This window comes from Micromonospora sp. NPDC048830 (assembly GCF_043198215.1).
Taxonomy (GTDB): Bacteria; Actinomycetota; Actinomycetes; order Mycobacteriales; family Micromonosporaceae; genus Micromonospora.
Map to the genome: position 1 here is coordinate 37,599 of NZ_JBICUP010000004.1, position 24,716 is coordinate 62,314.

A 24,716-nucleotide genomic window follows, 5' to 3' on the forward strand; every position below is an offset into this window, starting at 1 on the left:
TACGGGCCCGTTCCTGAGCGTTGGCTGAGATCCTCCGTACGTCCGTCGGACTCCTCCTTTCGCCCGGGCGGCTACCCTCGGGCGGGTGGCCGAGCCCGAGCTGACCCTGACCGCCAGCCTGCGACCGGCCGCGCTGGACGCCCGGCGCGGCGTGGTGCGGCTGCACCCGGAGGTGCTGACCGCCCTGGCGCTGCACCCCGGCGACCCGGTCCGGCTGACCGGCCGGCGGGTGACGGCCGGGATCGTCGCGCCGGCCGCGGCGACCGCGAGCACCGCCCTGCTCTACGCCGACGACCTGCTGCTGGGCAACCTGGGCGTCCGCGACGGTGGGCAGGTGACGGTACGCCGCGCGCCGGTGACCGCGGCGCGGCGGGTGACGCTGACCGGGCCGGTGCCGGTGGTCGCCGCGGTCTCCCCGGAGATGCTCCGGCTCGCGCTGCTCGGCAAGGTGGTCACGGCCGGGGACGACGTCTCCCTGCTGCCCCAGGACGTCCTGCCGGACCCCTCGGCACGCACCCTCGTCGAGGGCGCCCGGCGCAGCCTTTCCGGCACCGTCGGGTACGCCTGGACGAGCACCCTGCTCACCGTGGCCGCCGCCGAGCCGGCGGTCGGCGCGCTGGTCACCATGGACACCGTCGTGGGCTGGGAGCACGGGCCGGTCACCCGCAGCGGCGGCCCGCCGGACACGGCCCGGGCGGCGTCGCCCGCGGCCGGGGCCACCGGGCCCCACGGCGCGCCGGCCGGGGCCGGGCTGGACGGACGCGACGCCGCCGCGCCGGAGCCGGAGGGGCCCGACGGCGCGCCGACCGTGGACGGGCTGCCCGGGCTGCGGGCCCAGGCCGAGGAGCTGACCGAGCTGCTCGACCTCGGGTTCCACCACCGCGACGTGCTGGACCGGCTCGGCACCGGTGTGGCGCTCGGGGTGCTGGTCGCCGGGCCGGCCGGGTCGGGCAAGTCCGCCCTGGTCCGGGCGGTCGCGGCCCGGGTGGGTGCCGGCCTCCGCCCGCTGTGGGCGCCCGAGCTGGCCGCGCTCACCGACGACGCGGCGGCGCGGCGGCTGCGGGCCGCGGCCGAGGCCGTACGCGCCGACGGCCCGGCCGTGCTGCTGGTCACCGACGTGGAGGCGGTGGCCCCCGCCGAGCGCCCCGGCCCGCTGGCCACCGTGTTCCGCCAGGTGGTCGCCGAGACCGTCCGGGCCGGGGCGGCGGTGGTCTGCACGACCAGTCGCCCCGAGCAGGTCGACCCGGCGCTGCGCGGTCCGGACCTGCTCTCGCTGCGGATCACCGTCCCGCTGCCCGACCAGGCCCTGCGCCGGGAGCAGTTGGCGGTGCTGACCCGGCAGGTGCCGCTGGCCGGCGACGTCCGGCTCGACGAGGTGGCCGGCCGTACGCCCGGGTTCGTCGCCGCCGACCTGGCCGCGCTCGTCCGGGAGGCCGGGGTGCGGGCGGCGCTGCGGCAGAAGGCGGCCGAGGCGCCGACGGTGGCGATGGCCGACTTCGCGGCCGCCCTGGAGGTGGTCCGGCCGACCAGCATGGCGGCGTCCACGCTGGAGCTGGCCGACGTCACCCTCGACGACGTCGGGGACATGGCGGAGGTGAAGGAGACGCTGACCGAGTCGGTGCTCTGGCCGCTGACCTACCCGGACACCTTCGCCCGGCTCGGGGTGCGCCCGCCGCGCGGGGTGCTGCTGTACGGGCCGCCCGGCTGCGGCAAGACGTACCTGGTCACGGCGCTGGCCGGGTCCGGGCGGGCGAACGTGCTCTCGGTGAAGGGCGCGGAGCTGCTGTCGAAGTGGGTCGGCGAGAGCGAGCGGGCGGTCCGGGAGCTGTTCCGCCGCGCCCGGGAGGCCGCGCCCACGCTGGTCTTCCTCGACGAGGTCGACGCGCTCGCCCCGGTACGCGGCCAGGCCAGCGACGGCGGCACCACGGACCGGGTGGTGGCCGCCCTGCTCACCGAGCTGGACGGGGTGGAGGCGCTGCGCAACGTCGTGGTGGTCGGCGCGACGAACCGGCCCGACCTGGTGGACCCGGCGCTGCTGCGCCCCGGCCGGCTGGAGCGGCTGGTCTACGTGCCGCCACCGGACGGGGCGGCCCGGGCGGAGATCCTGCGGGCCGCCGCCCGGAACGTCCCGCTGGCGCCGGACGTCGACCTGGCCGCCCTCGGCGACGGGCTGGACGGCTTCTCGGCGGCGGACTGCGCGGCGCTGGTCCGGGAGGCGGCGCTCGCCGCGATGCGCGAGTCGCTGAGCGCGTCCACGGTCACCGCCGCGCACGTCGCGGCGGCCCGGCGCAGGGTCCGCCCGTCGCTCGACCCCGCCCAGGTGGCGTGGCTGGCCGCGTACGCGCAGGCCCGCGCGACCTGACCGGCCCCGCCTACAGCAGCGGGCCCAGCGGGCCGAGGTCGAGGTTGAGGTCCTCCGGGGCGAGGCCGAAGTGCTCCCGCAGCGCCGTCATCTGCTCCTCCAGCGCCATCAGCGTGACGCCGATCCGCTCCACCTGCTCCTCGGTGAGGTCGCCGACGTCGACCCGGCGCAGCGCCTGGCGCTCCATCAGCTGACGCAGCAGCTCGATCACGGTGAGCACGAGGCTGGCCAGCCCCCGCTCGACGGAGTCCCGGTCCACCGCGAGCCGCCGGTCCAGCGGTCGGACCCGGGGGGCCCGCCAGTCCGGCTCGCCCAGCGCGGCGGCCAGCTCGGCCGCCTCGTCCCGCCGGCCCTGCGGGATCGGCCCGGTCATGCCCCACCCTGCCCGCCGCCGGCGACGGGGCCCTCCGGGCCGGGTCCGACCGCCTCCCGCAGCTCGGGCGGGGCGAGCGCGCCGACCGAGGCGATCAGCGCCCGCAGCGAGATCCGGACCAGGTCGACCCCGGCGATGGCCAGGGTGATGTCCCCGGTGACCACCACGCCGGCGGCGAGCACCCGGTCGAGCAGGTCGACCAGCGCCACCGGCCGGTACGCCAGCGGGTCGTCGGCGCTGCTCGGGGCGAGGGTCGTGGTCACCGCGCCGCCTCCCGGAGGGTCCGCGCCGGCTCCGGCGGGCGTTCCTCCGCGAACGAGTACGCCGGCCAGGGGCCGGTCAGCTCCAGGCGCACCTCGGGGTGGCGGCCGGCGAGGGCGGCGACCAGCGCCGTGAAGCCGCTCAGCGCGGCGGTGTCCACCAGGTACGCCCCGTTGAGCACCATCGCGGTGGGCGCCCCGGAGAGTCGCCGGTCCTGGGGGGCGTGCCGGTGGGCGGCCACGGCGTACCCGGCGAGGGCCTCGTGCACCGTCGCGGCGGCCTCGGCGGCGGCCCGCTGCCCCTCGTCCCGGGCGGTCAGCTCCGCCCGGCGCCGCCGCAGGTACGCCGCCCCGGCCCCGCCGGCGGCCGTACCGCCCCGGGCGCCACCGGAGGCGGCCCGGGCGGCGGCGTCCGGACCGACGTACCCCTTGACGCCCCACTCGGTGCGGTCGGTGAGCCGGTCGAGGGTCGCCGCCAGCCCGGCCGCGCGCTCGGCGAGCAGCCGGGCGACGCCGTCGGAGTCGTGGTAGACGGTGGCGAGCCGGGTCGGCACCACCGCGCCGGCCCGGGACAGCGCGGCCACCACCTCGTGGTGCGTCCGCGCGGCCCGCTCCAGCCAGGCCAGGTCCTCCAGGTTCCGGCGCAGCGGCTCCTCGCCGTACTCGGCCAGCGGCGCGGCGCTGACCACGGCGACCAGACCCGCGCCCGGTACGGCGCGCACCGGGCCGCCGTCCATCCCGGTGATGCCGGCCAGCACGGCCGGCCCGGCCGACCGCACCACCCCGTGCAGCCAGCACCCGACGTCCGCCCCAGGGGCGGCCGGACGGGCTCCGGTCGGCGGTTCAGCCGTCGAACTCATCCCAGTCCTCCCTCTCCGCGGCCCCGCCGCGCGACCCGGGGCCGCCGGCTCGCCTCCACCTCCTCCGGGTCCCGGGGCCCCGCCTCGACCGGCGGCCGGGCCCGCGAGCTGAGCCAGGGGTCGTGCTCCCACCAGTCGATGCCGATCTGGCGCGCGGTGTCGACGGAGGCGACGACCAGGCGCAGCTTCAGCGTCAGCAGCTCGATGTCGAGCAGGCTGACCCGGATGTCGCCGGCGATCACGATGCCCCGGTCCAGGACCCGTTCGAGGATGTCGCCGAGGTTCGCCGGCTCGTGACCGGCCGGCAGCACCTGACCGGAGTTCTGCACGACGGACGGCACGCGCCCACTGGTCATCTCAGCCCACCTCCCCCTTCCCGCGCTGGTAGCGGCGCACCCGCCGGTACCCGAGCAGCTCGCCGTCGACGTCGAGGTCCACCTCGTACAGACCGAGCAGGTCGGTCGAGGCGGGGACGCGGTGGTCCTCGACCACCTCGACGCCCACCCGCCAGCCGTCCGAGGTGGCCTCCAGCGAGGTGGTCCCCTGCACGTCCCGGCCGGTCAGCCCGGCGATCATGCGCAGCCCCTCGCGGGCTGCCTCGACGGCCGACAGCGGTTCGACGTACTCCGCCTCGTCGTCGTACCGGTCGTCGTCCGGCTCCGCCGGGCCGCGCCGGCGTTCCCGGTCCCGCTCCCGGGTCATCCCGCTCGCCTCCCTGGCCGGGCCTGCCGCCCGCCGTTCCCGGTGGGCCGCCGCACGACGGGGGCGGCAGTGCCCCGCCGCCCGCCGTCGCCGGCCCGGCGCCGCTCACCGGCGGGTGCCGGGTGGACCGCGCCGGTGAGCCGGTCGAGGACCTCCTCCTGGGCCCGGTCCCGCTCCGACTCGGTGATCTCGCCGGCCGCCGCGGCCCGGTCCAGCTCCTCCAGCTCGCGGCGGATGTTCGCCGGGTTCCGCTGCCGGGACTCGGCCTCCCGGGCGATCACCTTCACCACGGCGGTCACCCCGCGCACCGGGGCGTACGGAAGGGTCAGCAGCGTCCACAGGATGTCCACGCCTCAGCCCACCAGCTGGTGCGCGTCGACGAAGTCGTACGGGGCGTGCGGGCCGAGCAGGCGCAGCCGGAGCAGGTCCCCGCGCTGCCCGGCGTACCGCTCCAGGGCGGCGACGAAGTCGTCCGCCCGATCGGCGTCCACCAGGAACGCGAGGTGCACCGCGTCCAGCTCACTGCTCGGGGCCCGGGCGACGCTGTCCACCACCAGCCCCGCCGTGGCGTCCAGCACCTGCCGGTTCTCCGCCTCGCGGCGCAGCTCCACCGCCTGGCTGATCATCTCGCCCAGCCGGATGCGCTCGGGCCGGGTGGCCTCCTCGGGCTGCCCGCGTACCTGCCGGGCCAGGTCGGCGGCGGACGGGTCGTCCGCCAGCACGTCGCCGATCAGCTCCCGCTCCTCGTAGCGGCCGTGCACGACGTACTCCACCCGGTTCTCCAGCTCGTCCAGGGCGGCGGCGAACCGCTCGTGGTGGGCCTGGAGCAGGTCGGCCACCGCGTCCGGCCCGGTGACCACCGTGCCGAAGCGCACCGGCAGCACCGGCGCCACCGCCGCCGTCCCGTCCAGCAGCTCCTGGTACGCGGTCAGGTCCGCCGGCCGGCCCAGCGGTTCCTCCAACCCCACCTCGCTGACCAGCGCGGCCAACTCGCCGTGCCGGATCGCCCTGACCTCGCCCGGCGGATCGCCGACCCCGGGGGCGTCCGGGGTCGGCTCCACGTCCGACGGCACGATGCCGTAGACGAACAGTCCGGTCTCCTGCCCCATCTCAGCGCTCCTCGTCCCGGCGCCGGCGCGACCGCTCGCGCCCGCCGCCCTCACGTCGGTCCTCCTCGTCCGGGCCGTGCCCGCCGACGACCTCGCGGACCGCGTCGCCGATCGCCCCGACGGTCTTGCCGATCCCGGCGGCCGCCTTGGCCTTGCCGACGGACCTGGTGGCGTCGCCGACCAGGTCCGGCAGCCCCTTCTGGCCCTTCGGAATGATGTCGAGCCGGTCGACCGCCTCGGCGAACCGCAGGTACGTGTCGACGCCGGCGATCACCACCCGCGCGTTGATCTCCAACAGCTGGATGCCGACCACGGCCACCGACACCTGCGCGTCGATCACCACGCCCTTGTCGAGCACGGTCTCCACCACGTCGGCCAGGCTGGTGCCAGAGCCCTGACGCTCCAGAACTCCCCCGGCCTCACCGGTCGTCGCGACGGTCATTCCTCACGCTCCTCTCGCCTGCGGCGGACGACGGGTCGTCGGGGCGGCTCGGGGGACCGCCGGACGCCCGGGCGGGGGCGCTCCGGCTCCTCGCGCGGCTGGGGGCGGCGGGCCCGCTCCGGCTGCCGCCGGCGCGGCGGCGGGGGCTCCTCCTCCGGTTCCTCCTCGTAGCGGCCCTCGTCGTAGGCGTCGTACTCGTCGTCGTACTCGTCGTACTCCTCCTCCGGAGGGCGGCGCTCGGGCGGACGACGGCGGGCGCGCCCGGCGGGCCACCGCCGTTCGCGCTCCTCCTCCAGCTCCTCCTCGCGCTCCTCGGGCCGGCCCCGCGCCCCCGCGGGCCGCCGTCCCTCCGGCTCCTCCGGCTCCTCGCCCTGCCGCTGCTCCCGCTCCTCGCGCAGGGCGGTCTCGTGGTCGCGCACCACCCGCGAGTCCGCGATCTCGCCGCGCCAGCCCTCGACCGCGTCCGGGTCGAGGACCGTGCTGGTCATCACGTGCCGCACGAAGTGCTTCAGCTCCAGCCGCACCCGGCGGCCCTGGGCGCGCCACAGGTTGCCGGTGTGCTCGAAGAGGCCCTGCGGGTGGTACTCCAGGACGACGAGGATGCGGGTCAGGTCCGGGGCCAGCGCGTGGAAGCTGACGGTGCCGTCCACCGAGCCCTTCTCGCCCGTGGACCGCCAGTGGATCAGCCGGTCCGGGATCTGCCGGACGATCGTCGACTCCCAGCTCCGGTGCGACCAGAACACCTGGGCCTTCCAGGTCAGCTTCTCGTCGCTCGCGGCGTCGACGGAACCGACCTTCTTCATGAAGCTCGGGAAGTCGCCGAACTGCGTCCACTGGTTGTACGCGATTCGGACCGGCACGCCGACCTCGACCGACTCGACGATGTTGGTGACCTTGAGCTTCTTCTTCCCGTCCCGGCCGCCCCTGCCACCGCCGAGAGCCGACATCAGCTTCTCCTTACCGCCGGCCAGGCCGGCATGGAACATGGCCCGCGTCGGGGAGTCGCCCTCGGCCAGCCGCTGCACGCCGGTCGCGGCCGCGATCAGGCCCGGGCCGCCGCCCTGCCGGGCGTACTCGCTGAGCCGCCCGGTCGCGCCGGTCACCTTCTCGGTCACCACGGACGCGGCGCGCTCGCCGATCGCGGAGGCCAGGTTGCGCAGCTCGCCGCCGAGCCGGTCGAGGGCCTGGTCGACCAGGCCGCCGGGCTTGCGGTTCTCGGCCATGGTCAGCGCCCCCGTCGGGCGGAGGCGGGCTCCGCGGTCTCCGCGCCTGACTCCGACCGGCCCGCCGGCTCGTCGTCCCGGTCGGCCGCGTCCCGCTGACCGCCGCCCGCCGACCTGCGCCGCAGGGCGTCGGCGCCGCTGCGCAGGGTCCCGCTCACGGCCTCGATGCCGCTGCTGGCGGCGCTCGTCGCGGCGGCCCGGCCGGCGGAGGCGAGCGGACCGCCGAGGCGGCTGAGATTGCTCAACTGCGGGGAGGACTCGATCAGTTCCTGGCCGTAGCGCAGCAGCCCGCCCGGGTTCCGGCTGGCCCGCCCGATCGCCACGGCGGCGGCGAGGGTGAGCACCCTGCCCAATTTTCTCCGGCGGCCGAGGAGATATCCGAAACCCACCGCGAGTCCGATCCGAACCTCGCTCCTCATCCGTTTCTCCTTAGCTCCCCGGCCCCGGGACGCCATTTTCGGTAAAGGCCGGGAAGAGCTGCCGGGGATCAGCTCTGCGACGGCCCCTACCTGGGCGTCACGCTTCAGCGGACCCGGCCGGCAGTACCCCGACCCATATCCGCGAAACATCCCTGCTCGGCGGGAACGGGAAACTGGGGAGAGGCATTCGGAAATCGGGTCGGACAGGTCACGCCGGGCGACAGACCGGACGTCGAACCCAGAGGGAATAGTACGGCAGGAAAACCGCGATACGGTTTGGGACGGGGTGCGTCAAAGGGCCGGCGGAATTGCGTCGAGGCAGATTTCTGCGCGTACCGCCTCGCCGTCCTCGTGCAATTTCGCGCCACACTTCCGCAGCACCGAAACCGCGCCGGCGTTGTCCCGCCGGGTGCTCGCCACGACCGTACGCATCCCGGCCGCCGCCGCCTGGTTCAGCAGTTCGCGCAAGGCCGCCCCGCCGATCCCCTGACCCCGGGCGGACCGGCCCAGCCAGATGCCGGTCTCCACCGTCCCGGGCTCGGCGCAGCGGGTCATCCGGATCATCCCCAGCACCTCGCCGCCGACGAGGATCGCGTACATCCGGGTACGGGTCGGGCCGTCGAAGCCCGCGAAGGCGCTGCGGTAGTAGTCCCGGAACGCCTCCCGGCGCGCGTGCGACCAGCCCGCCGGCGCCTCCACCGGGGGCATCACGTCGTCCGGCTCGGCCTCGGCGACGGCAACCGAGAGCAACGGCTCCAGATTCCGCTCGTCCACCGGCTCCAGCCGTACCGCACCTGCCACGTGCCGCAGTCTGCCGTCCATATCCGCCCGAGTCCACCCCTTCCGCCCCGCGCCACCGGTCCGGCGCCCGGTTCGGGCCGGTCGGACCGGGTGGGTGTTCCGCCTCACGCCGGCTCGAACTCGCACAGGACGACGGAGGCGTCGTCCGTGGCCTTCTGCCGGCGCAGCAGGTCGGGCCGGTCGCGTTCGGCGGCGCGGACCAGGCCGATCAGCGCCTCCGGCCCCTCGGCGGTCACCAGGTCCAGCAGGCCGGCCCAGTCCAGGAGCCCGAACTGCTCCACCGCGCAGGAGGCACCGTCGGTGAGCAGGGCGGCCCGGCGCAGTCCGGCCGGGCCGCGCAGCGGCACGGTCCCGGTGACCGCGTGGTACGCGGCGTCGGGGTCGGCCGCGGCGACCCAGTAGCCGTGCGTACGGTTCATCCGCTCCCGCTGCACCGCGACGGACCGCCGGAAGCGGGTCGCCGGGTCGGCGTCGCCGGTCGGCACGGCCGCGGCCATCCGGCGCAGGTCCGCCATCGCGGTCTCCAGCCGGTCGTCGGAGACCACGTCGACCCGGCCGCCGACGTCGAGCACCAGCGGGCTGTCGCAGAGCACCAGCCAGTCCACCTCGTCGCCGCTCTCGCGCAGGAGGCAGACGGTGGCCGAGGGCGTACCGGGGTGGTCGAGGTCGCACCCGCCGCCGTGGTCGGCCCGGACCGCGAGGATCGCCGCCGCGAGGCTGCTCATCAGGGTGGCCGCCGGGCGGGCGGCCACGGCCAGCCCGATCCGGGCGGCGAGGTGCCGGACGTACCAGCCGGGCCCGTGCACACAGCCGGTGTCGAAGCCCTCCGGCACCGTCGCCCCGTCCAGCACCCCGACCACCGGCCCGTACCGGAGGACCAGGTCCTCGTTCACCGCGCGCCCGGGGGCGGGCGCGGACGCCGACCGTACCCGCATCATCGGCCCCGCCGTCCCGGCCCGGGTGCCGGGCGCGGCCGCCGCCTCCGCCGTCGCGGACCCGCGCGCCGTCCGGTCCGGCCGGGCACCCCCCGGCGGTACGCCCCCCTGTGCTGCCGCCATACTCCGCTCCCTCCGTCGCGGGCCGGCTACCCCGCCGTGCCGGGGACATGCCCGGACGGCAGCGGCGGGGGTGCACCGGCGGGACGGGGAACCGCCGCGGGCGGGGCTGCGGCTCAGCGTCGCCGGTTGCGCGCCCGCGAGGCCCGCAGCCGGCGCAGCCGGGCGACCAGCACCGGCTCGGCGGCCAGCGCGGCCGGATTGTCCAGCAGCGCGTTGAGGAGTTGGTAGTAGCGCGTCGCGGAGAGCTCGAAGGTGTCCCGGATCGCCTGCTCCTTGGCGCCGGCGTGCCGCCACCACCGCCGTTCGAAGGCGAGGATCTTCCGCTCCCGCTCGGTCAGGTCGTCCGTGCCGCCGGTCGGCGCGCGCTCCGCGACCGGCCCGTCCCCGCTCGGGGCCTCCCGGCCGGGAGTGGATGGCCGGGTCGACGCCTCGGGGGCGGAGCGGGGCGGGGGGACGGTGGGGCCGCCGCCCTCGCGGACGCCCCCGGCGCCCTCGGGTCCGCCGGGGCCGGACGGCTCGGGCCGGTCGGTGGCGGCCGGGGAGGCGTCGGCAGGCGGCATGGCGCTCCTCACGCGGGCGTGCGAAGGGCCGGCGGGGACGCGCCGACCGGGGGGGAACCCCAGCCTAACCAGGGCCGACCAGGACCGCATCGGACGCGCGGTCCGTCGCACGCGACGGCGGTCCGCCACCGGCGCCCGACGGCGGGCCAGTACCGGCGCCCGACGGCGGGCCAGAGTCGGCGCCCCACAGCGGTCCGCCACCGGCGGCCGCCCGGCGACGGACGGACGCGGGACGGCCCCGCCCCCGCCCCGACGGCGAACCGGGCGGGCGGGAGCGGGGCCGGACGGCGTCAGGCGATGTCGCGCCGGCGCATGGCCACCAGTGCCGCGCCGAGGGCCAGCACGAGGCCCACCGCGAACAGGACCGAGGAGTGCTGCCAGGTCAGCTCCAGGGTCTCCGGCTTGCACTCACCGGTGTACGAGACGGTGCAGGACCGAAAGTTCTCCAGGGTCACCTTCTTGTCCATCCAGGCCAGCACGTACGTCGGCAGCAGCCACGCCTCGACGAAGCGCGCCCCGGCCATCGCCAGCACGATGCCGAGGCCGAACTGACCGACCACGACGACCCCGATCGCCCCGCCGAGGGCCATCGCGGTGTGCCGGCCGAGCGAGGCCAGCGCGAACCCGACCGTCGCGGCGACCACGATCAGCGTCAGCCCGCGCAGCCCGGTCAGCGCGAACGACTGCCACACCCCGGAGGTCGTCTTCGCGGTGCTGCCGCGCAGCGTCCCGACGAGCCAGAACCCGGCCGTCCACAGGACGGCGGCGGGCAGGGTGACGGCGAGCACGCCGGTCAGCAGCGCCGATAGCTTGGTCAGCAGCACCCTGAGCCGTTGCGGCCGCCAGAGCAGCAGGTTCATCATCCCGCCGGAGCTCCACTCGGCGCCGACGAAGGAGGCGCCGACCACGAACCCGACCAGGGCCAGGATCGCGGTGAACGTGGTGAGGGTGCTGCCGAAGCTCGCGCGGAAGTCGAAGGTGGACGGCAGGAACCACTGCGGGTCGACGCTCTCCGGGGGCGGCGGGCCGATCATCTCGCAGTCCGGCGGGAACCGCCCGTCCTGCGCCTGCCCGGACGCCTTGGCCTGCTCGCAGGCCGTCCGCTCCTGCTCCGCCCAGCGCGCCTGCTCCTGGTACTGCTGCTCGGCCTGGCGTTGCGCCTCGGCCCGCTCGGCCGGGCCGATCTTGTGGTTGGTGAGGAAGATCCCGACCAGCACCGCCCCGAGCACCAGCAGACCGGCCAGCGTCATCCAGCGGGCGAAGCGCCGCTTGCCCAGCCGGCGCAGCTCCGTGCGATAGAGGCTCACACGCCCCACCCTCCTCCGGCGACGTTGGGCTGGCCCCCGTCGCCCACCTTCGTGGACTGGTCGACCTGGCGGTGCTGTCCCGGCACCGGGGCGGTGGCGGTCAGCTCCAGGAAGACGCTCTCCAGGTCGACCGTGACCGGCGCCAGTTCGCTGACGTACAGGCCGTTCTCGGCGAGGAGCCGGCTCACGGCGGCCGGCTTGTCGACGCCGGCGAGCATCAGGTGGTCGGGCCGGGCGGTCACCTGGACGCCGGCCCGGGTCAGCGCGTCGGCCGCGGCGGGCAGGTCGGCGACCGCCTCCAGACGGACCCGTACGGCGCCCCGGGAGTGCGCGGCGAGCACCTGCTCGACCGGGCCGAAGGCGACCCGTCGGCCGAGCGAGATGATGGTGACCGAGTCGCAGATCAGCTGGATCTCGCCGAGGATGTGGCTGGAGAGCACGACGGTCATCCCCGAGGCCGCCAGGTCGCGCATCAGGGTGCGCATCTCCCGGATGCCGCCCGGGTCCAGGCCGTTGGCCGGCTCGTCGAGGATGAGCAGCTTCGGCTCCTTGAGCAGGGCCGAGGCGACGGCGAGGCGCTGCTTCATCCCGAGCGAGTACGTCTTGACCCGCTCCGCGGCCCGGTCCCGCAGGCCGACCAGTTCCAGCACCTCCTCGACCCGGGCCCGCGGCACCTCGCCCGCCCCGGCGAGCAGCGAGAGGGTGTCCCGCGCCGAGAAGTGCGGGAAGAACTGCGGGCTCTCCACGATCGCGCCCACCCGGCCGACCACGGCGGGCAGGGCGTCCGGCACCTCCTGCCCGAGGATCGCCATCCGGCCGCCGTTGGGCCGGATCAGGCCGAGCAGCGTACGCAGGGTGGTGGTCTTGCCCGAGCCGTTGGGCCCGAGGAAGCCGTGCACCTGCCCCTGTTCCACCAGCATGTCGAAGCCGTCGAGGGCGTGCCGTACGCCCCGGCGGCGGCTCTTGTACGTCTTGCGTAGACCTTCTATCTCCAGGACAGCCGGCAAAGCTGTACCTCCCCCGATGAGTGTCGGTGACGAAGCACACCATACGCGGTATGCACGGCAGGCGTGTCACGTAGGGCGTGCCGCGCCGGCCGGGTCACCCAGGGGTGCGCGGGTTCCCGTCGCTTCCGCAGGCGTTGACTAGGGGCCTTCCTCGCGCCCTCAGGCGCAGACGACGTGGACGCCCGCCGCCCGGAACGCAGCGACGACCTCCGGCGTGGCGCCCGAGTCGGTCACCAGGGTCTCCACCCGGTCGACGGGGCAGATCCGGGCGAACGCGTGACCGCCCAGCTTGGACGAGTCGGCGATGACCACCACCCGCTTCGCCCGGGCCACCATGAGGCTGTTCATCGCCGCCTCGCCCTCGTGGTGCGCGGCGGCGCCGAGCTGCGGGTCGATGGCGTCCACGCCGAGCAGGGCCACGTCCAGGGTGACCTCGCGCAGCAGTGCCCCGCCCAGCGGGCCGACCAGCTCGAACGACTTCGGCCGGACCACGCCGCCGGCCACCACCACCTTCATCCGGGACCGGACCAGCAGCTCGTTGGCGATGTTCAGCGCGTTGGTGACCACGGTGAGCTGGGCGCCCTCGGCGCTGGTGTTCAGGTCGGGCCGGACGGCCAGGGCCCGGGCGACCTCCGTGCTGGTGGTGCCGCCGTTGAGGCCCACCACGGTGCCCGGGGAGACCAGCGCGGCGGCGGCGGCGCCGATCCGCTGCTTCTCGGCCGAGTGCTTGGCCGTCTTGTAGCGCAGCGGCAGGTCGTACGACACGCCGTTGGCGACCGCCCCGCCCCTGGTACGGGTGATCATCTGCTGCTGGGCGAGCTGGTCGAAGTCGCGCCGGATGGTGGCCTGCGAGACGTCCAGCCGCTCGGCGGCCTCCTCGACGGTCACCCGTCCGCTGTCGGTCAGCATCTCCAGCAGGGCGTTCCATCGGGCGTACCGGTCCACCGCGGGGGCCTCCACAGACTCTGCACGAACGGTGATTGATTGCGTGCACAGTAGTGCGCGAAACGACGAAGGCGCAAAACCCCGCCCTGCGCGATCCGGGAGCCGGTTGCCAGAGCCGCCTGAATTCGCGCAGAATGACGCGCGAAAGAGGGCCCTAACGCGCCGTATCGCGCAGGACCTCCCCTGGCGAGGAGTTCTCATGACGTTCGTCCACGCGGAGATCGCGAGTCAACCCGACTGTTGGCGGGAGGCGGCGCTGCTGGCCCCCACGGTCGCCGAACACCTGCCGCGCCCCGGCGAGCGGGTCGCCGTCGTCGGTTGCGGCACGTCGTGGTTCATGGCGACGGCGTACGCCGGGCTGCGCGAGGCCGCCGGGCAGGGTGAGACCGACGCCTTCCAGGCGTCCGAGTTCCCGCCCGGCCGCCGCTACGACCGGCTGGTCGCGATCACCCGCTCGGGCACCACCACCGAGGTGCTGGAGCTGCTCGCCGCGCTGCGCGGCCAACTCCCCACGACGGTGCTCGTCGGCGACCCGGGCTCCCCCGCCGTCGAGCTGGCGGCCGCCGCGGTCACCATGCCGTTCGCCGACGAGCGCGCGGTCGTGCAGACCCGGTTCGCCACCACCGCGCTGGCCCTGCTCCGCGCCCACCTCGGCGACAACCTCGTCGCGCTCTCCGCCGACGCCGAGGTCGCCGTCCGGGCGCCGCTGCCGATCGACCCGGCCCGGATCGAGCAGGTCACCTTCCTCGGCCGGGGCTGGACCGTCGGGCTGGCCCAGGAGGCCGCGCTGAAGTGCCGCGAGGCCGCCACCTTCTGGGCCGAGGCGTACCCGGCGATGGACTACCGGCACGGCCCCATCTCCGTGGCCGCCCCGGGCCGGCTGGTCTGGGCGTTCGGCGGGATCCCCGACGGGCTGCCCGAGGACGTCGCCGCCACCGGCGCCGCCTTCGTGCACAGCCGCACCCACGGCTGCCGCACGGTGCTGACGAGCTGGGCGGCGGGGCGTACGCCCCTGGACCCGATGGCCGACCTGATCCTGGCCCAGCGCTTCGCCGTCCAGTTGGCCACCAGCCGCGGCCTCGACCCGGACGCCCCACGCCACCTGGCCCGGTCCGTGGTGCTCGCGTGAACAAGGCGGCGGCGTGAGCCCAGGGGACGTCGTCGTCGCCCTGGACGTGGGCGGCACGGGGATGAAGTGCGCCCTGGTCCGCCCCGACGGCGGCATCGTGCACGCCGAGCGGCACCCGACCGACGCCGACCGCGGCCCGGACGCCGTGGTCAGGAGCATCCTGGAGGTCGCCGAGGGGCTGGCCGGCAAGGCTCGGGCCGACGGGCTCGACCCGGTCGCGCTCGGGATCGCGGTGCCGGGCGTCGTCGACGAGGTTCGCGGGGTGGCCGTGTGGTCGGCGAACGTGGGCTTCCGGAACGTACCGCTGCGGGACCTGGCGGTGGCGCGGCTCGGGCTGCCGACGGCGCTCGGCCACGACGTGCGCGCCGGCGGCCTGGCCGAGGCGCGGCTCGGCGCGGGCCAGGGCAGTGGGCAGTTGCTCTTCGTCGCGATCGGCACCGGGATCGCCGCCGCGCACGTGGTCGGCGGGGTGGCCGCCGTCGGCGCGCACGGCGCCGCCGGGGAGTTCGGCCACATCCTGGTACGCCCCTGCGGTCCGCGCTGCGGCTGCGGGCGGCCCGGCTGCCTGGAGGCGGTGGCTTCGGCGGCCGCCATCGCCCGCCGGTACGCGGAGCTGGCCGACTCGCCGGCCTCGGCCGCCGACGTGGCGCGTCGGGCCGCCACCGGGGAGCCCATCGCCGTCCGCGTGTGGCGGGAGGCCGTCGAGGCGCTGGCGGACGGGCTGGCCACCGCGCAGGCCCTCTTCGACGTGGAACGCGTCGTCATCGGGGGCGGCCTGGCCCAGGCCGGCCCCCACCTGTTCGACCCGCTGCGGGCGGCGCTGCGCGAGCGGATGACGTTCCACCGGGAGCCGGTCCTGGTCGCGGCGGCCCTCGGCGACGAGGCCGGCTGCCTCGGCGCCGCGCTGCTCGCCCTGGACGCCCGGCCCCACCCCTGACCGACCGGCCCGGACCGATCCCCCGCCCCCGACCGACCTCGACACTCTGGAGACGCTGATGACCCTGCGGGTGAGCGGCAAGGTGGTGACCCCGACCGGCGTGCTCCGGCAGGGCTGCGTGGAGTTGCAGGACGACCGGATCACCGCGGTCGCGGAGTACCCGGCGGCGCGCGACGGCCACTGGATCGTGCCCGGTTTCGTGGACATGCACACCCACGGCGGCGGCGGGCACACCTTCACCACGGGCGACGCCGACTCCGCCCGCGCGGCGGCGGCGTTCCACCTGCGGCACGGCACCACCACGCTGCTGGCCAGCCTGGTCAGCTCGCCGTTCGAGCTGATGCGCGACGCCACGGCGGCGTTCCGGCCGCTGGTCGCCGAGGGGCTGCTGGCCGGCGTCCACTTCGAGGGGCCGTACCTGTCCGCCGCCCGCTGCGGGGCACAGAACCCGGAGTTCCTGCGCGACCCGTCCACCGAGGAACTGGCCGCGCTGATCGAGCTGGGCGAGGGCGCCGTCCGGATGGTCACCCTGGCCCCCGAGCGGGACGGCGCGCTGGAGGCGATCAAGCTGCTCACCGCCCACCGCGTGGTCGCCGCGGTCGGGCACACCGACGCCACGTACGACCAGACCCGCGCCGCCGTGGCCGCCGGCGCGAGCGTCGGCACCCACCTGTTCAACGGCATGCGCCCGGTGCACCACCGCGAGCCCGGGCCGGTGGTCGCCCTGCTGGACGCCCCGAACGTGGTGTGCGAACTGGTGGCGGACGGGGTGCACCTGCACGACGGGATGCTCGCCTTCGCCACCTCGACGGCCGGGCCGGAGCGGGCAGCTCTGATCACCGACGCGATGGCCGCGGCCGGGATGCCCGACGGCGAGTACGAGCTGGGCGGCCAGGCCGTCACCGTGGCCGACGGGGTGGCCCGCCTCGCCCGCGACGGCGCGATCGCCGGCAGCACGCTCACCATGGACGCGGCCCTCCGGCACGCCGTGCGGGCCGGCATCCCCATGGCCGACGCCTGCCGGATGGTGGCCACCACCCCGGCCCGGGCGATCGGCCTCGGCGACCGGGTCGGCGCGCTCCAGGCCGGGCTCCGCGCCGACCTGGTCGTGCTCGACGACGACCTGAACGTGGTCCGGGTGATGCGCGGCGGCGCCTGGGTGGAGTGACCGCGCCGATGCGTCGGCGTCATCAGCTCCACAGGGGGGATACGGTGAGGTAGCCGGCGCCTGTGGAGCTGCCCCACCCGTGCGCCCGCCCCGACCCTCCCGACCCCCGACCCCCGGCCCCCGGCCCCCGGCCCCCGGCCCCCGGCCCCCGGCCCCCGGCCCCCGGCCCCCGGCCCCCGGCCCCCGGCCCCCGGCCCCGGCTCGGGCTCGGGCTCGGGCTCGGGCTCGGGCTCGGGGCACGAGCCCGCCCCCGGCCTCGGGCACTGGGCCCCGGCACCGGCCGCGGCGTGCCCCGTTCGTGCGGGCAGCTCCACAGGCGCCCCGACGGGCACCCGACCCCACCCGCCGAACCGGCCGACGCCGGCGCCGCCGCCACGACCGGGCCTCGACCCGGGGTCAGCCGGCGGGCTACACCTCGACGCCGAGGACGGCCTGCTCGTCCGGGCGGTGCACCAGCACGTCGGACAGGTACGACTGCACCGCCGGGGCCATGCCGACGTCCCGGCCGGCCTTCTCCGACAGCAGCCACTTGTGTTCGATGATCTGGGTGAACAGCTCCTGCGGCTCCAGCTTGCGGCGCAGGTGTGCCGGCACCGCCCGGACCACCGGCTCGAAGACCTCGGTCAGCCAGCGGTGCGCCGCCTGCTGCTCGTCGCTGAGGTCGCTCTCGGCCCGGTAGGCGTCCAGGTCGTTGAGGAGCTTGCGGGCCTGGTTCTCCTCGGCGTCGAGGCCGGTGAGGCGGAGCAGCCGGCGGGTGTGGTAGCCGGCGTCGACCACCTTCGGCCGGACCAGGTACCGGCCGTCGGAGATGGTCGACATGGACACCTCGGCCACGTCGAAGCCCAACTCGTTGAGGCGGCGGATCCGGCGCTCGATGTCGTGCCGGGCGTCCCGCTCGACCTGCTGCTCGTACGTGACCTCGTGCCAGAGCCGCTCGTACCGCTGCACGACCTCCTCGCACACCATCTCCGGGTCGATCGACTCGTGCAGCAGACCGGCGGCCTCGAGGTCGAGCGCCTCGCCGAAGATGTTGACCCGGGCGATCTCCAGGTCCTCGCCCCGCTGACCGTTGGAGAGGGAGGCGCGCAGCGCGCCGGTCTCGGCGTCGACGAGGTACGCGGCGAACGCGCCGGCGTCCCGCCGGAACAGCGTGTTGGACAGCGAGCAGTCGCCCCAGAAGAAGCCGGTCAGGTGCATCCGGACGAGCAGCGCCGCCAGCGCGTCCAGCAGCCGGCCCATGGTCTCCGGGCGCAGCGTACGGGAGAACAGCGCCCGGTACGGCAGGGAGAACTGCAGGTGCCGGGTGATCAGCACCGGGTCGAGCGGCTCGCCGTCCTCGGTCTGCCGGTCGGCGACGATGGCCACCGCCTCCACCGCGGGGAAGTCGATCCGCTCCAGCGCACGGAGCAGGTCGTACTCCCGCTCGGCGACCCGCTCGCCGGTCTCCTTCACCGCGTACACGTAGCCGCCGAGGCGGACGAACCGGACGATGTGCCGGGAGATGCCCTGCGGCAACGCCACCAGGTGCTCGGCAGGCCACTCCTCCAGCGGGGTCGACCAGGGCAGGTCGAGGAGCGCCGGGTCCACGAGGGCAGAGGTGATCCGCACGCGACAAGCATGACCGCTGGTTCCGCTGAGCGCCTCCCATCGTGGCTCGCCCCACAGCCCGTCCCCGGGCGGGCCGGTACCGTGGGCGCGTGCAGAAGACCAGGACCGTACGGCTGCGGCCGGTGCGCCCGGCCGGCTGGTGGTTCGACGCGCTGCTGCTCGCCGCCCTGGCCGGGCTCACGGCCGCGCTCGCCGCCGACCGGCTCCTCGGCGTCGACCGGGCGGTGGCCGACTGGGCGGATGCGCACCGGCCGGCGCCGGCCGAGTGGACGGCGGTGGTCCTCAACTACCTGGGCCAGGGCAGCCCCCTGACGTTGATCGCGCTGGGCGCGGGCGTGCTGCTGGCCGTCCGGGTGCGGTCGGTGCTGCCGGTGCTGCCACCGGTGTGCGCGTTCGTGCTGAACTACCTGACCATCGGCCCGCTCAAGGTGTGGACCGCCCGGCCGGCGCCCAGCGCCAGCACCAAGGACCCCTTCCTGACCCCCGAGCAGACCCTGCCGCTGTTCCAGCACGAACTGCCGCTGAAGTACGCGCAGTCGTATCCGTCGGGGCATGTCGCCAACGCAATCGTCTGGTACACGGTGATCGCGCTGCTGCTGGCCCCGCTGCTGCGCAGCTTCGACCGGACCGTGCCGCCCCGGCTGGTCACCGTGGTCCGGCTGGTCCCGCCGGTCGTCGTGCTCTGCACCACCACGTACCTGGGCTGGCACTGGCTCACCGACTCGGTGGCCGGGCTGCTGCTCGGCCTCCTGATCAGCCGGGTGCTGCGCCGGGTGCCCTGGGACGACCTGCCGCTGCCGGCACGGTTCGACAGCCCCGACCGTCTCGCGTTGTTCACCTCGACCCCCTAGGGTCCGCGTCGTGGAACGGTTGGCGCGGCGGTTGGGCGTACCCGATGCGGTGGTCGTCGGTCTGGGGTCGATGCTCGGCGCGGGCGTCTTCGTGGTCTTCGCGCCGGCGGCCGCCGCGGCCGGCGGGTCCGGGCTGCTCGTCGCGCTCGCCGTCGCCGGGTTCGTCGCCTTCTGCAACGCGACCAGCTCGGCCCGGCTGGCGGCCCGCTACCCCGAGTCCGGCGGCACGTACGTCTACGGCCGGGAACGGCTCGGCCCGTTCGCCGGCTTCCTCGCCGGCTGGGGGTTCGTGGTCGGCAAGACCGCGAGCTGCGCGGCGATGGCGCTGACGATCGGGGCGTACCTCTGGCCGGGGCGGGCCCGGCTCGTCGCGGTGGTCGCGGTGGTCGCCGTAACCGCGGTGAACCTGCGCGGCATCGGCAAGACCGCGACGGCCACCAAGGTCCTGGTCGGCGTGGTGCTGGCCGTGCTCGCCCTGGTCGCGGCCACCGGGATCGTCGGCGGCGGGTTCGCCCCGGCCCGGCTCGGCGGCCCCGGTGGCGGGGCGCACGGCGTGCTCGCCGCCGCCGGGCTGCTGTTCTTCGCGTTCGCCGGGTACGCCCGGATCGCCACCCTCGGCGAGGAGGTGCGCGAACCGGGGCGCACCATCCCCCGCGCGGTGCCGCTGGCCCTCGGCATCGTGCTCGCGATCTACCTGGTGCTGGCGGTGGTCGCGCTCGGCGTGCTCGGGGCCGACCGGCTGGCCGGGTCGGCCGCGCCGCTGGCCGACGTGGTGACCGCCGCCGGGCTGCCCGGCCTGGCCTGGGTGGTCCGCGCCGGGGCGACCGTCGCGGTGACCGGGGTGCTGCTCTCCCTGCTCGCCGGGGTCGGCCGGACGCTGCTGGCGATGGCCCGCCGCCGGGACGTGCCGCACGCGCTGGCCGCCGTCGACGCCGTCCACCGGGTGCCGCGCCGGGCGGAGCTGGCGGTGGCCGCGGTGGTGACGCTGGTGGTCGCCGCCGGCGACGTACGCGGGGCGATCGGCTTCTCCAGCTGCACGGTGCTGGTCTACTACGCGATCACCAACGCGGCGGCGCTCACCCTGGGCCGGGACCCGGACCGGAAGCTGCCCGTACGGCTGCTCGCCGCGCTGGGGCTGGTCGGCTGCGTGACGCTCGCGGTCAGCCTGCCGGCGGCCAGCGTCCTCGCCGGCCTCGGCGTGCTCGCCCTCGGCGCCGCCTGGTACGCGCTGCGTCACCGCCTCGGCCGCTGACCGGGTGGTGCCGCCGCCCCGGGGCCGCCGGCGCCGTCCGGCCGCCCGCCGACTACTCGCCCGCCCGGGGCAGGGGCGCGCCCGGGGCCTCGGGCTGATGGGGCGCCGGGGGCGGGGTGGTCTGGCGCAGCAGCGCGGTCAGCCCGGCCCGGCGGGCCAGCACGGTCAGCCGGTCCCCCGCGGTGATCACCAGGCGCGGGTCGGCGGACCAGTCCGCCTTCTGCCCGGGGCGGGCGTGCGCGAGCAGGCGTACCTCGCCGGGGTGGGCCACGCTGGCGAGCGGGCGGCCGTCCAGCGGCGACCCGGCGGCCACCGGCACCTCCGTGACCAGCAGCGCGTGCCGGCCCACCGGGATCGTGGCGATCACGGCCCGGTCCAGCAGCGCGGCGGCGAACGAGGGCGCGGCCAGGTACGACACGCTGCGCGAGATGCCGATGCCGAACGCCTTCTGGACGCGCTCGGCGAAGTCGCCGTCGAACAGGCGCAGCACCACCCGCAGGTCCGGGTCGAACCCCCGGGCGTTCAGCGCCGCGCGGAGGTTGACCCCGTCGTCGGTGGAGACCACGACCAGGGCCTGGCAGGTCTCCACGGAGGCGGACCGCAGGGTCTGCTCCAGCGCCGCGTCGCCGACCACCAGCGGCACGCCGAGCCGGTGCGCCAGCGAGGCGCCGCGGGCCTCCGGGTTCTTGTCGATGGCCACCACCTCGACGCCGAAGTCGTGCAGCTGGGCCATCACCCGGGTGCCGATGTTGCCGAGGCCGACCACCACGATGTGCCCGGACCGGTGCGGCTGGAGCCGGCCGGTGTGCAGGGCCAGCCGGGCGTTGACGATGCCGTCGACCACCGCGGCGGTGATCAGCGGGATCAGGGCCAGCCCGGCCAGGTTGAGCACCACCTGCATGACCTGCGCGGCGACCGGCTTGTCGACGTTCGGGTCCTCGCCGGTGAGCGTGGTGACCAGGGTGAGGTAGAGCGCGTCGGCCCAGCCGACCCGCGCGGCCCGGGCGTTGAGCCAGCCCAGCACGGCGATGACCCCGAGCAGCACGAGCACGGCGATCCCGATCTTGCGGGTCGCAAAGCTGCGGACCGCCCGCAGCAGCACGGCGACCGGCCGGCGGCGGCGCCGGGCCCGGGCGAGCCGGCGGGCCGCCAGCTCGGTGCCGGGCGGCTGGCCGGTCGCCTCGGCGAGCACCACGTCGGCGCTCGCCTCGTCGGCGGGCAGCACCCGGGCGCGGGCCGGGTCGCTGGTGTCGGCCACCCCGCACACCACGTCCTGCGGGCGTACGTCGGCGCGGCGGGCCACGTACAGGGTGCGCCCGCCGTGCCGGAAGTGGGTCGGGGCCACCTCGCCGAGCGCGGCGGCCACGAACGCGGGGGCGGCCATCGACGCGTCGGAGAGCACCGCCGAGTCGGGGAAGAGCTGCCGCACCCCGTTGGCCAGGCTGGTGTTGAACATCCGTACCACCAGGCGCAGCCGGGGCTCGACCTCCTGGGCGCACAGCGCGGCGTGCATGTTGCCCACGTCGTCCTGGTGCAGCAGGGCCAGCCCGTCGGCGCCGGCCAGCCCGGCCCGCCGGAACGTCGCCTCGTCGAGCCGGTCGGCGCGGACGACCTGGATGCCGTCGACGTCCCGGCCGTCCGGCCCGTCGGAGCGGCGGCGCTCCGGCACCACCAGTGTGATCCGTACGCGGCCGGACTCCAGCTCGGTGGCGAGCAGCGCCCGCACCACCCAGTACGCCAGGGGATCCGAGCCGCAGACGACGTAGTGGGGGCGGTGCTCCCCGTTCATCCGTAGCCGCCAACCCGTCGCGCGGCGCGCCCGGTCCCGCAGCGGCTCCCCCATGGCCGAATCGTAGTCAGCGGGCGGAATCCGGCGCAGCCCCGTGATCATGAACGCGCGGGGTGCACCGGCGGGTAGAACGGTGGCATGCAGACGTTCCTGCCGTACCCGGACTTCCTGGCGAGCGCCCGGACGCTGGACCAGAAGCGGCTCGGCAAGCAGCGGGTGGAGACGATCCAGGTGCTGCGCGGGCTGACCTGGCCGACGTACGGCTGGCGCAACCACCCGGCGGTCAAGATGTGGGCCGGGTACGAGGAGGCGCTGGTCCGGTACGGCCTGGACGTCTGCGCGGTCTGGTGCGAGCCCGGCCGGGCCGACACCTGCGCGGCGACGCTGGCCACCGACCTCGCCGCCGCCTGCGGCGTCGGCACGGTACGCACCCAGCCGGAGCTGGCCGAGGCCGGCGAGCTGCCGCCCTGGCTGGGTCGGGAGGACCTGCACCGCAGCCACCGCTCCTCGCTGCTACGCAAGGACCCCGAGCACTACGGGCCCCTGTTCGGCGGCGTCCCGCCCGACCTGGAGTACGTCTGGCCGCCCTCGGACCGCCCCCGCCGCTGCGCGGCCTGAGCGGATGGACGTGTCGCGGCTGGTCGGGCGCCTCCTGGGCGTACGACAGCATGTGGTGGACCCGGGCGGCGGTGGCGCCCCCCGCGTGCCGGAACCGGTCGCGGCCCTGGTCGTCGGCGGCGGGATCGCCGGCATGTCGGCGGCCGTGGTGCTCGCCGAGCGGGGGGTGGGCGTGACGGTGCTGGAGGCGGCTGCGACGCTCGGCGGCCGGCTGGGCGCGTGGCCGGAGACGCTGGCCGACGGCACACCGCAGGCGGTCGAGCACGGCTTCCACGCGTTCTTCCGGCAGTACTACAACTGGCGCTCGATCCTGCGCCGGGTCGACCCGTCGCTGGGCTTCCTCCGGCCGGTCCCCGGCTACCCCGTCCTGTCGGCGCGGTGGCCCGCCGAGGAGTTCGGCCGGCTGCCGCCGGCCCCGCCGGCGAACCTGCTCGCCCTGCTGCTGGGCAGCCCCAGCGTGCGCCTGGCCGACCTGCGCGCGATGGACCGGGACGCCGCGCTGTCGCTGCTCGCCTACGACCCGGTACGCACGTACGCGGAGCTGGACACCAGCACCGCGGAGGAGCTGCTCGACTCCTTGCGGCTGCCGGATCGGGCCCGCGCGATGCTCTTCGAGGTCTTCGCGCACTCGTTCTTCAACCACGAGGCGGAGATGTCGGCCGCCGAGCTGGTCGCCCAGTTCCACTTCTACCTGCTCGGCAACCCGGAGGGGCTGGCCTTCGACTGCCCGGACGAGGACTACGCGAGCGCGATCTGGCGGCCGCTGGCCCGGTACGTGGAGGGGTGCGGCGGGCGGGTGGTCACCGGGGCCGCCGCCGGCCGGGTGGACCCGGGCCCGGACGGCTGGCGGGTGACCACGGCCGACGGCGCCGCGTACGCGGCCGGGCACCTGGTGCTCGCCGTCGACCCGCCCGCGCTCGCGGCGCTCGTCGCGAACTCCCCCGGCCTCGCCCGGGCGGCACCGGGGCTGGCGGCGCGGATGCCGTCGTTCGGCGCGCCCGGCCCGCCGTACGCGGTGGCGCGATACTGGTGCGACGGGGACGTCGGCCCCGGCCGGGCGGTGTTCAGCGGGGTGTCCCGGCAGCCGACGCTGGACTCGGTGACCCTCTACCACCGGCTGGAGCGCGAGCCTCGCCGCTGGGCGGAGCGCGTCGGCGGCTCCGTGGTCGAGCTGCACGCGTACGCCTGCGAGCCGGGCGTGCCGGCCGGGGAGCTGGCGCGGCGGATGTGGCGCGAGCTGGCCGCGCTCTGGCCGGAGGCGGCCCGGCTGCGGGTCCGGGAGCTGCGGGCCCGGGTGGCCGCCCAGGCCCCGGCGTTCGCCCCGGGCAGCCACGCCGGGCGGCCGGCGGTACGCACCGACGCCGCCGGGCTGTACCTGGCTGGCGACGGCATCCGGACGGACTTCCCGAGCGCGCTGATGGAGCGGGCGGCGGCCACCGGGATCGTCGCCGCGAACCACATCCTGCGGGCCGCGGGCGCGGCGGCCGAGCCGGTCCGCTCGATCCGCCCCCGCGGCCTGCTCGCCCGGCGCTGACCCGGCGCGCGGCGGCGGATCGAAATGCGTTGCCCGCCGCGCGCCCGCCGACCTACCGTGATCGCGCAAGGTCAACCAGTACGCCGGGAGCAGGTCATGCCGTTGTCGCACGTCACCAGCGTGTCGTCGAGGCTACCCGTCGACGGTTGCCGATCCGTTGGTCTCCGGGGCGGGTGGCCCGACTGACGCGTGCCCGCACGCCGCCTGCTACGGCTGCAACCAGCGCAAGGGCGACCTGACGCCGGCCGAGGCGGGCATGCCGCTGCGGCACGAGCCGGTCGTACCGAGCTGGGCGTCGTCCGCCGCGCGGTGACGAGCGGGGCCGGCGGGCATCGGGGGGCCGCATCGGGGTACGCCCCGGCGCGGCACCCGTCGGCCCCTCCGGGGCGTACCTCCACGGCC

Annotated in this window: 25 protein-coding genes and 2 pseudogenes; 9 read left to right on the forward strand and 18 right to left on the reverse strand. The window is 76.1% G+C overall.

What is annotated here, in order from left to right; translation table 11 throughout:
* The first annotated feature begins 85 nt into the window (after positions 1-85).
* Positions 86-2,362 (forward strand): AAA family ATPase, encoded by a 2,277-nt coding sequence (locus ACGFIZ_RS05490; protein ID WP_393416119.1) that lies wholly within the window; start codon positions 86-88, stop codon positions 2,360-2,362.
* A 10-nt stretch (positions 2,363-2,372) separates the two neighbouring features.
* On the opposite strand, the gene ACGFIZ_RS05495 is transcribed toward ACGFIZ_RS05490, so the two are convergent.
* From ACGFIZ_RS05495 to ACGFIZ_RS05570, 16 genes and pseudogenes are all read right to left on the reverse strand, one after another.
* The gene (locus ACGFIZ_RS05495) at positions 2,373-2,735 is read right to left on the reverse strand and encodes a gas vesicle protein K (protein ID WP_347669629.1); all 363 of its coding nucleotides are present in this window, start codon (positions 2,733-2,735) and stop codon (positions 2,373-2,375) included.
* Positions 2,732-2,998 (reverse strand): gas vesicle protein, encoded by a 267-nt coding sequence (locus tag ACGFIZ_RS05500; protein WP_393416121.1) that lies wholly within the window; start codon positions 2,996-2,998, stop codon positions 2,732-2,734. Before ACGFIZ_RS05500 ends, ACGFIZ_RS05495 begins: the two co-directional genes overlap by 4 nt.
* On the reverse strand, positions 2,995-3,855 hold the full coding sequence (locus ACGFIZ_RS05505; RefSeq protein ID WP_393416123.1) for a GvpL/GvpF family gas vesicle protein: 861 nt from the start codon (positions 3,853-3,855) through the stop codon (positions 2,995-2,997). Before ACGFIZ_RS05505 ends, ACGFIZ_RS05500 begins: the two co-directional genes overlap by 4 nt.
* A 155-nt stretch (positions 3,856-4,010) precedes the next feature.
* Positions 4,011-4,166, reverse strand: a pseudogene (gene gvpJ / locus ACGFIZ_RS05510) (gas vesicle protein GvpJ); the annotation flags it as partial.
* Positions 4,167-4,212: 46 nt separating this feature from the next.
* The gene (locus ACGFIZ_RS05515; RefSeq protein WP_393416125.1) at positions 4,213-4,557 is read right to left on the reverse strand and encodes a gas vesicle protein; all 345 of its coding nucleotides are present in this window, start codon (positions 4,555-4,557) and stop codon (positions 4,213-4,215) included.
* Positions 4,554-4,907 (reverse strand): gas vesicle protein GvpG, encoded by a 354-nt coding sequence (locus ACGFIZ_RS05520; protein WP_393416127.1) that lies wholly within the window; start codon positions 4,905-4,907, stop codon positions 4,554-4,556. Before ACGFIZ_RS05520 ends, ACGFIZ_RS05515 begins: the two co-directional genes overlap by 4 nt.
* Positions 4,908-4,910: 3 nt before the next feature.
* A complete protein-coding gene (locus ACGFIZ_RS05525; RefSeq protein WP_393416129.1) occupies positions 4,911-5,666 on the reverse strand; it encodes a GvpL/GvpF family gas vesicle protein in 756 nt (251 codons plus the stop codon).
* Between the two features lie 229 nt (positions 5,667-5,895).
* A pseudogene (gvpJ, locus tag ACGFIZ_RS05530) lies at positions 5,896-6,108 on the reverse strand (gas vesicle protein GvpJ); the annotation flags it as partial.
* Complete coding sequence (locus ACGFIZ_RS05535) at positions 6,105-7,331, reverse strand: SRPBCC family protein (RefSeq protein ID WP_393416131.1); 1,227 nt, start codon at positions 7,329-7,331, stop codon at positions 6,105-6,107. The gene ACGFIZ_RS05535 and the pseudogene gvpJ (ACGFIZ_RS05530), both read right to left, overlap by 4 nt.
* Positions 7,332-7,333: 2 nt before the next feature.
* On the reverse strand, positions 7,334-7,750 hold the full coding sequence (locus ACGFIZ_RS05540; protein ID WP_393416133.1) for a hypothetical protein: 417 nt from the start codon (positions 7,748-7,750) through the stop codon (positions 7,334-7,336).
* Between the two features lie 291 nt (positions 7,751-8,041).
* Entirely contained in the window at positions 8,042-8,551 is a 510-nt protein-coding gene (locus tag ACGFIZ_RS05545) for a GNAT family N-acetyltransferase (RefSeq protein ID WP_393416135.1), read from the reverse strand.
* Between the two features lie 104 nt (positions 8,552-8,655).
* Positions 8,656-9,609 (reverse strand): hypothetical protein, encoded by a 954-nt coding sequence (locus ACGFIZ_RS05550; RefSeq protein WP_393416137.1) that lies wholly within the window; start codon positions 9,607-9,609, stop codon positions 8,656-8,658.
* Positions 9,610-9,722: 113 nt separating this feature from the next.
* Positions 9,723-10,169 (reverse strand): DUF3263 domain-containing protein, encoded by a 447-nt coding sequence (locus ACGFIZ_RS05555; RefSeq protein ID WP_393416139.1) that lies wholly within the window; start codon positions 10,167-10,169, stop codon positions 9,723-9,725.
* 290 nt (positions 10,170-10,459) lie between these two features.
* Entirely contained in the window at positions 10,460-11,476 is a 1,017-nt protein-coding gene (locus ACGFIZ_RS05560; protein ID WP_393416141.1) for an ABC transporter permease subunit, read from the reverse strand.
* On the reverse strand, positions 11,473-12,396 hold the full coding sequence (locus ACGFIZ_RS05565) for an ATP-binding cassette domain-containing protein (protein WP_393416448.1): 924 nt from the start codon (positions 12,394-12,396) through the stop codon (positions 11,473-11,475). The genes ACGFIZ_RS05560 and ACGFIZ_RS05565 overlap by 4 nt, the downstream gene beginning before the upstream one ends.
* Before the next feature lie 246 nt (positions 12,397-12,642).
* Entirely contained in the window at positions 12,643-13,428 is a 786-nt protein-coding gene (locus ACGFIZ_RS05570; RefSeq protein WP_393416450.1) for a DeoR/GlpR family DNA-binding transcription regulator, read from the reverse strand.
* A gap of 199 nt (positions 13,429-13,627) precedes the next feature.
* On the opposite strand from ACGFIZ_RS05570, the gene ACGFIZ_RS05575 reads away from it, so the two are divergent.
* The 3 genes from ACGFIZ_RS05575 to nagA are packed head-to-tail and all read left to right on the forward strand — an operon-like array spanning position 13,628 to position 16,662.
* Positions 13,628-14,557, forward strand: coding sequence for an SIS domain-containing protein (locus ACGFIZ_RS05575; protein WP_393416143.1), 930 nt, complete (start codon positions 13,628-13,630; stop codon positions 14,555-14,557).
* Positions 14,558-14,570: 13 nt separating this feature from the next.
* The gene (locus ACGFIZ_RS05580) at positions 14,571-15,494 is read left to right on the forward strand and encodes an ROK family protein (protein WP_393416145.1); all 924 of its coding nucleotides are present in this window, start codon (positions 14,571-14,573) and stop codon (positions 15,492-15,494) included.
* A 58-nt stretch (positions 15,495-15,552) separates the two neighbouring features.
* Positions 15,553-16,662 (forward strand): N-acetylglucosamine-6-phosphate deacetylase, encoded by a 1,110-nt coding sequence (gene nagA, locus ACGFIZ_RS05585; protein ID WP_393416147.1) that lies wholly within the window; start codon positions 15,553-15,555, stop codon positions 16,660-16,662.
* 408 nt (positions 16,663-17,070) lie between these two features.
* Here nagA and ACGFIZ_RS05590 read toward each other — a convergent pair whose 3' ends face one another.
* A complete protein-coding gene (locus ACGFIZ_RS05590; RefSeq protein ID WP_393416149.1) occupies positions 17,071-18,270 on the reverse strand; it encodes a DUF4032 domain-containing protein in 1,200 nt (399 codons plus the stop codon).
* A gap of 89 nt (positions 18,271-18,359) precedes the next feature.
* Between ACGFIZ_RS05590 and ACGFIZ_RS05595 the strand changes: the two genes are divergently transcribed.
* Positions 18,360-19,121 carry a phosphatase PAP2 family protein gene (locus ACGFIZ_RS05595; RefSeq protein ID WP_393416151.1) on the forward strand — a complete coding sequence of 254 codons (762 nt, stop codon included), beginning with the start codon at positions 18,360-18,362 and terminating at the stop codon, positions 19,119-19,121.
* 10 nt (positions 19,122-19,131) lie between these two features.
* A complete protein-coding gene (locus tag ACGFIZ_RS05600; protein WP_393416153.1) occupies positions 19,132-20,373 on the forward strand; it encodes an APC family permease in 1,242 nt (413 codons plus the stop codon).
* A gap of 52 nt (positions 20,374-20,425) precedes the next feature.
* On the opposite strand, the gene ACGFIZ_RS05605 is transcribed toward ACGFIZ_RS05600, so the two are convergent.
* Positions 20,426-22,216, reverse strand: a complete 1,791-nt coding sequence (locus ACGFIZ_RS05605; protein ID WP_393416155.1) for an NAD-binding protein — start codon at positions 22,214-22,216, stop codon at positions 20,426-20,428.
* Positions 22,217-22,300: 84 nt separating this feature from the next.
* Between ACGFIZ_RS05605 and ACGFIZ_RS05610 the strand changes: the two genes are divergently transcribed.
* The 3 genes from ACGFIZ_RS05610 (at position 22,301) to ACGFIZ_RS05620 (ending at position 24,627) form a co-directional block, all read left to right on the forward strand.
* A complete protein-coding gene (locus ACGFIZ_RS05610; RefSeq protein WP_393416157.1) occupies positions 22,301-22,780 on the forward strand; it encodes an MSMEG_6728 family protein in 480 nt (159 codons plus the stop codon).
* A 4-nt stretch (positions 22,781-22,784) separates the two neighbouring features.
* Positions 22,785-24,314: an FAD-dependent oxidoreductase gene (locus tag ACGFIZ_RS05615; protein ID WP_393416159.1), complete on the forward strand. Its 1,530-nt coding sequence runs from the start codon at positions 22,785-22,787 to the stop codon at positions 24,312-24,314.
* A 157-nt stretch (positions 24,315-24,471) separates the two neighbouring features.
* The gene (locus ACGFIZ_RS05620; protein ID WP_393416161.1) at positions 24,472-24,627 is read left to right on the forward strand and encodes a hypothetical protein; all 156 of its coding nucleotides are present in this window, start codon (positions 24,472-24,474) and stop codon (positions 24,625-24,627) included.
* The last annotated feature ends 89 nt before the right edge of the window (positions 24,628-24,716 follow it).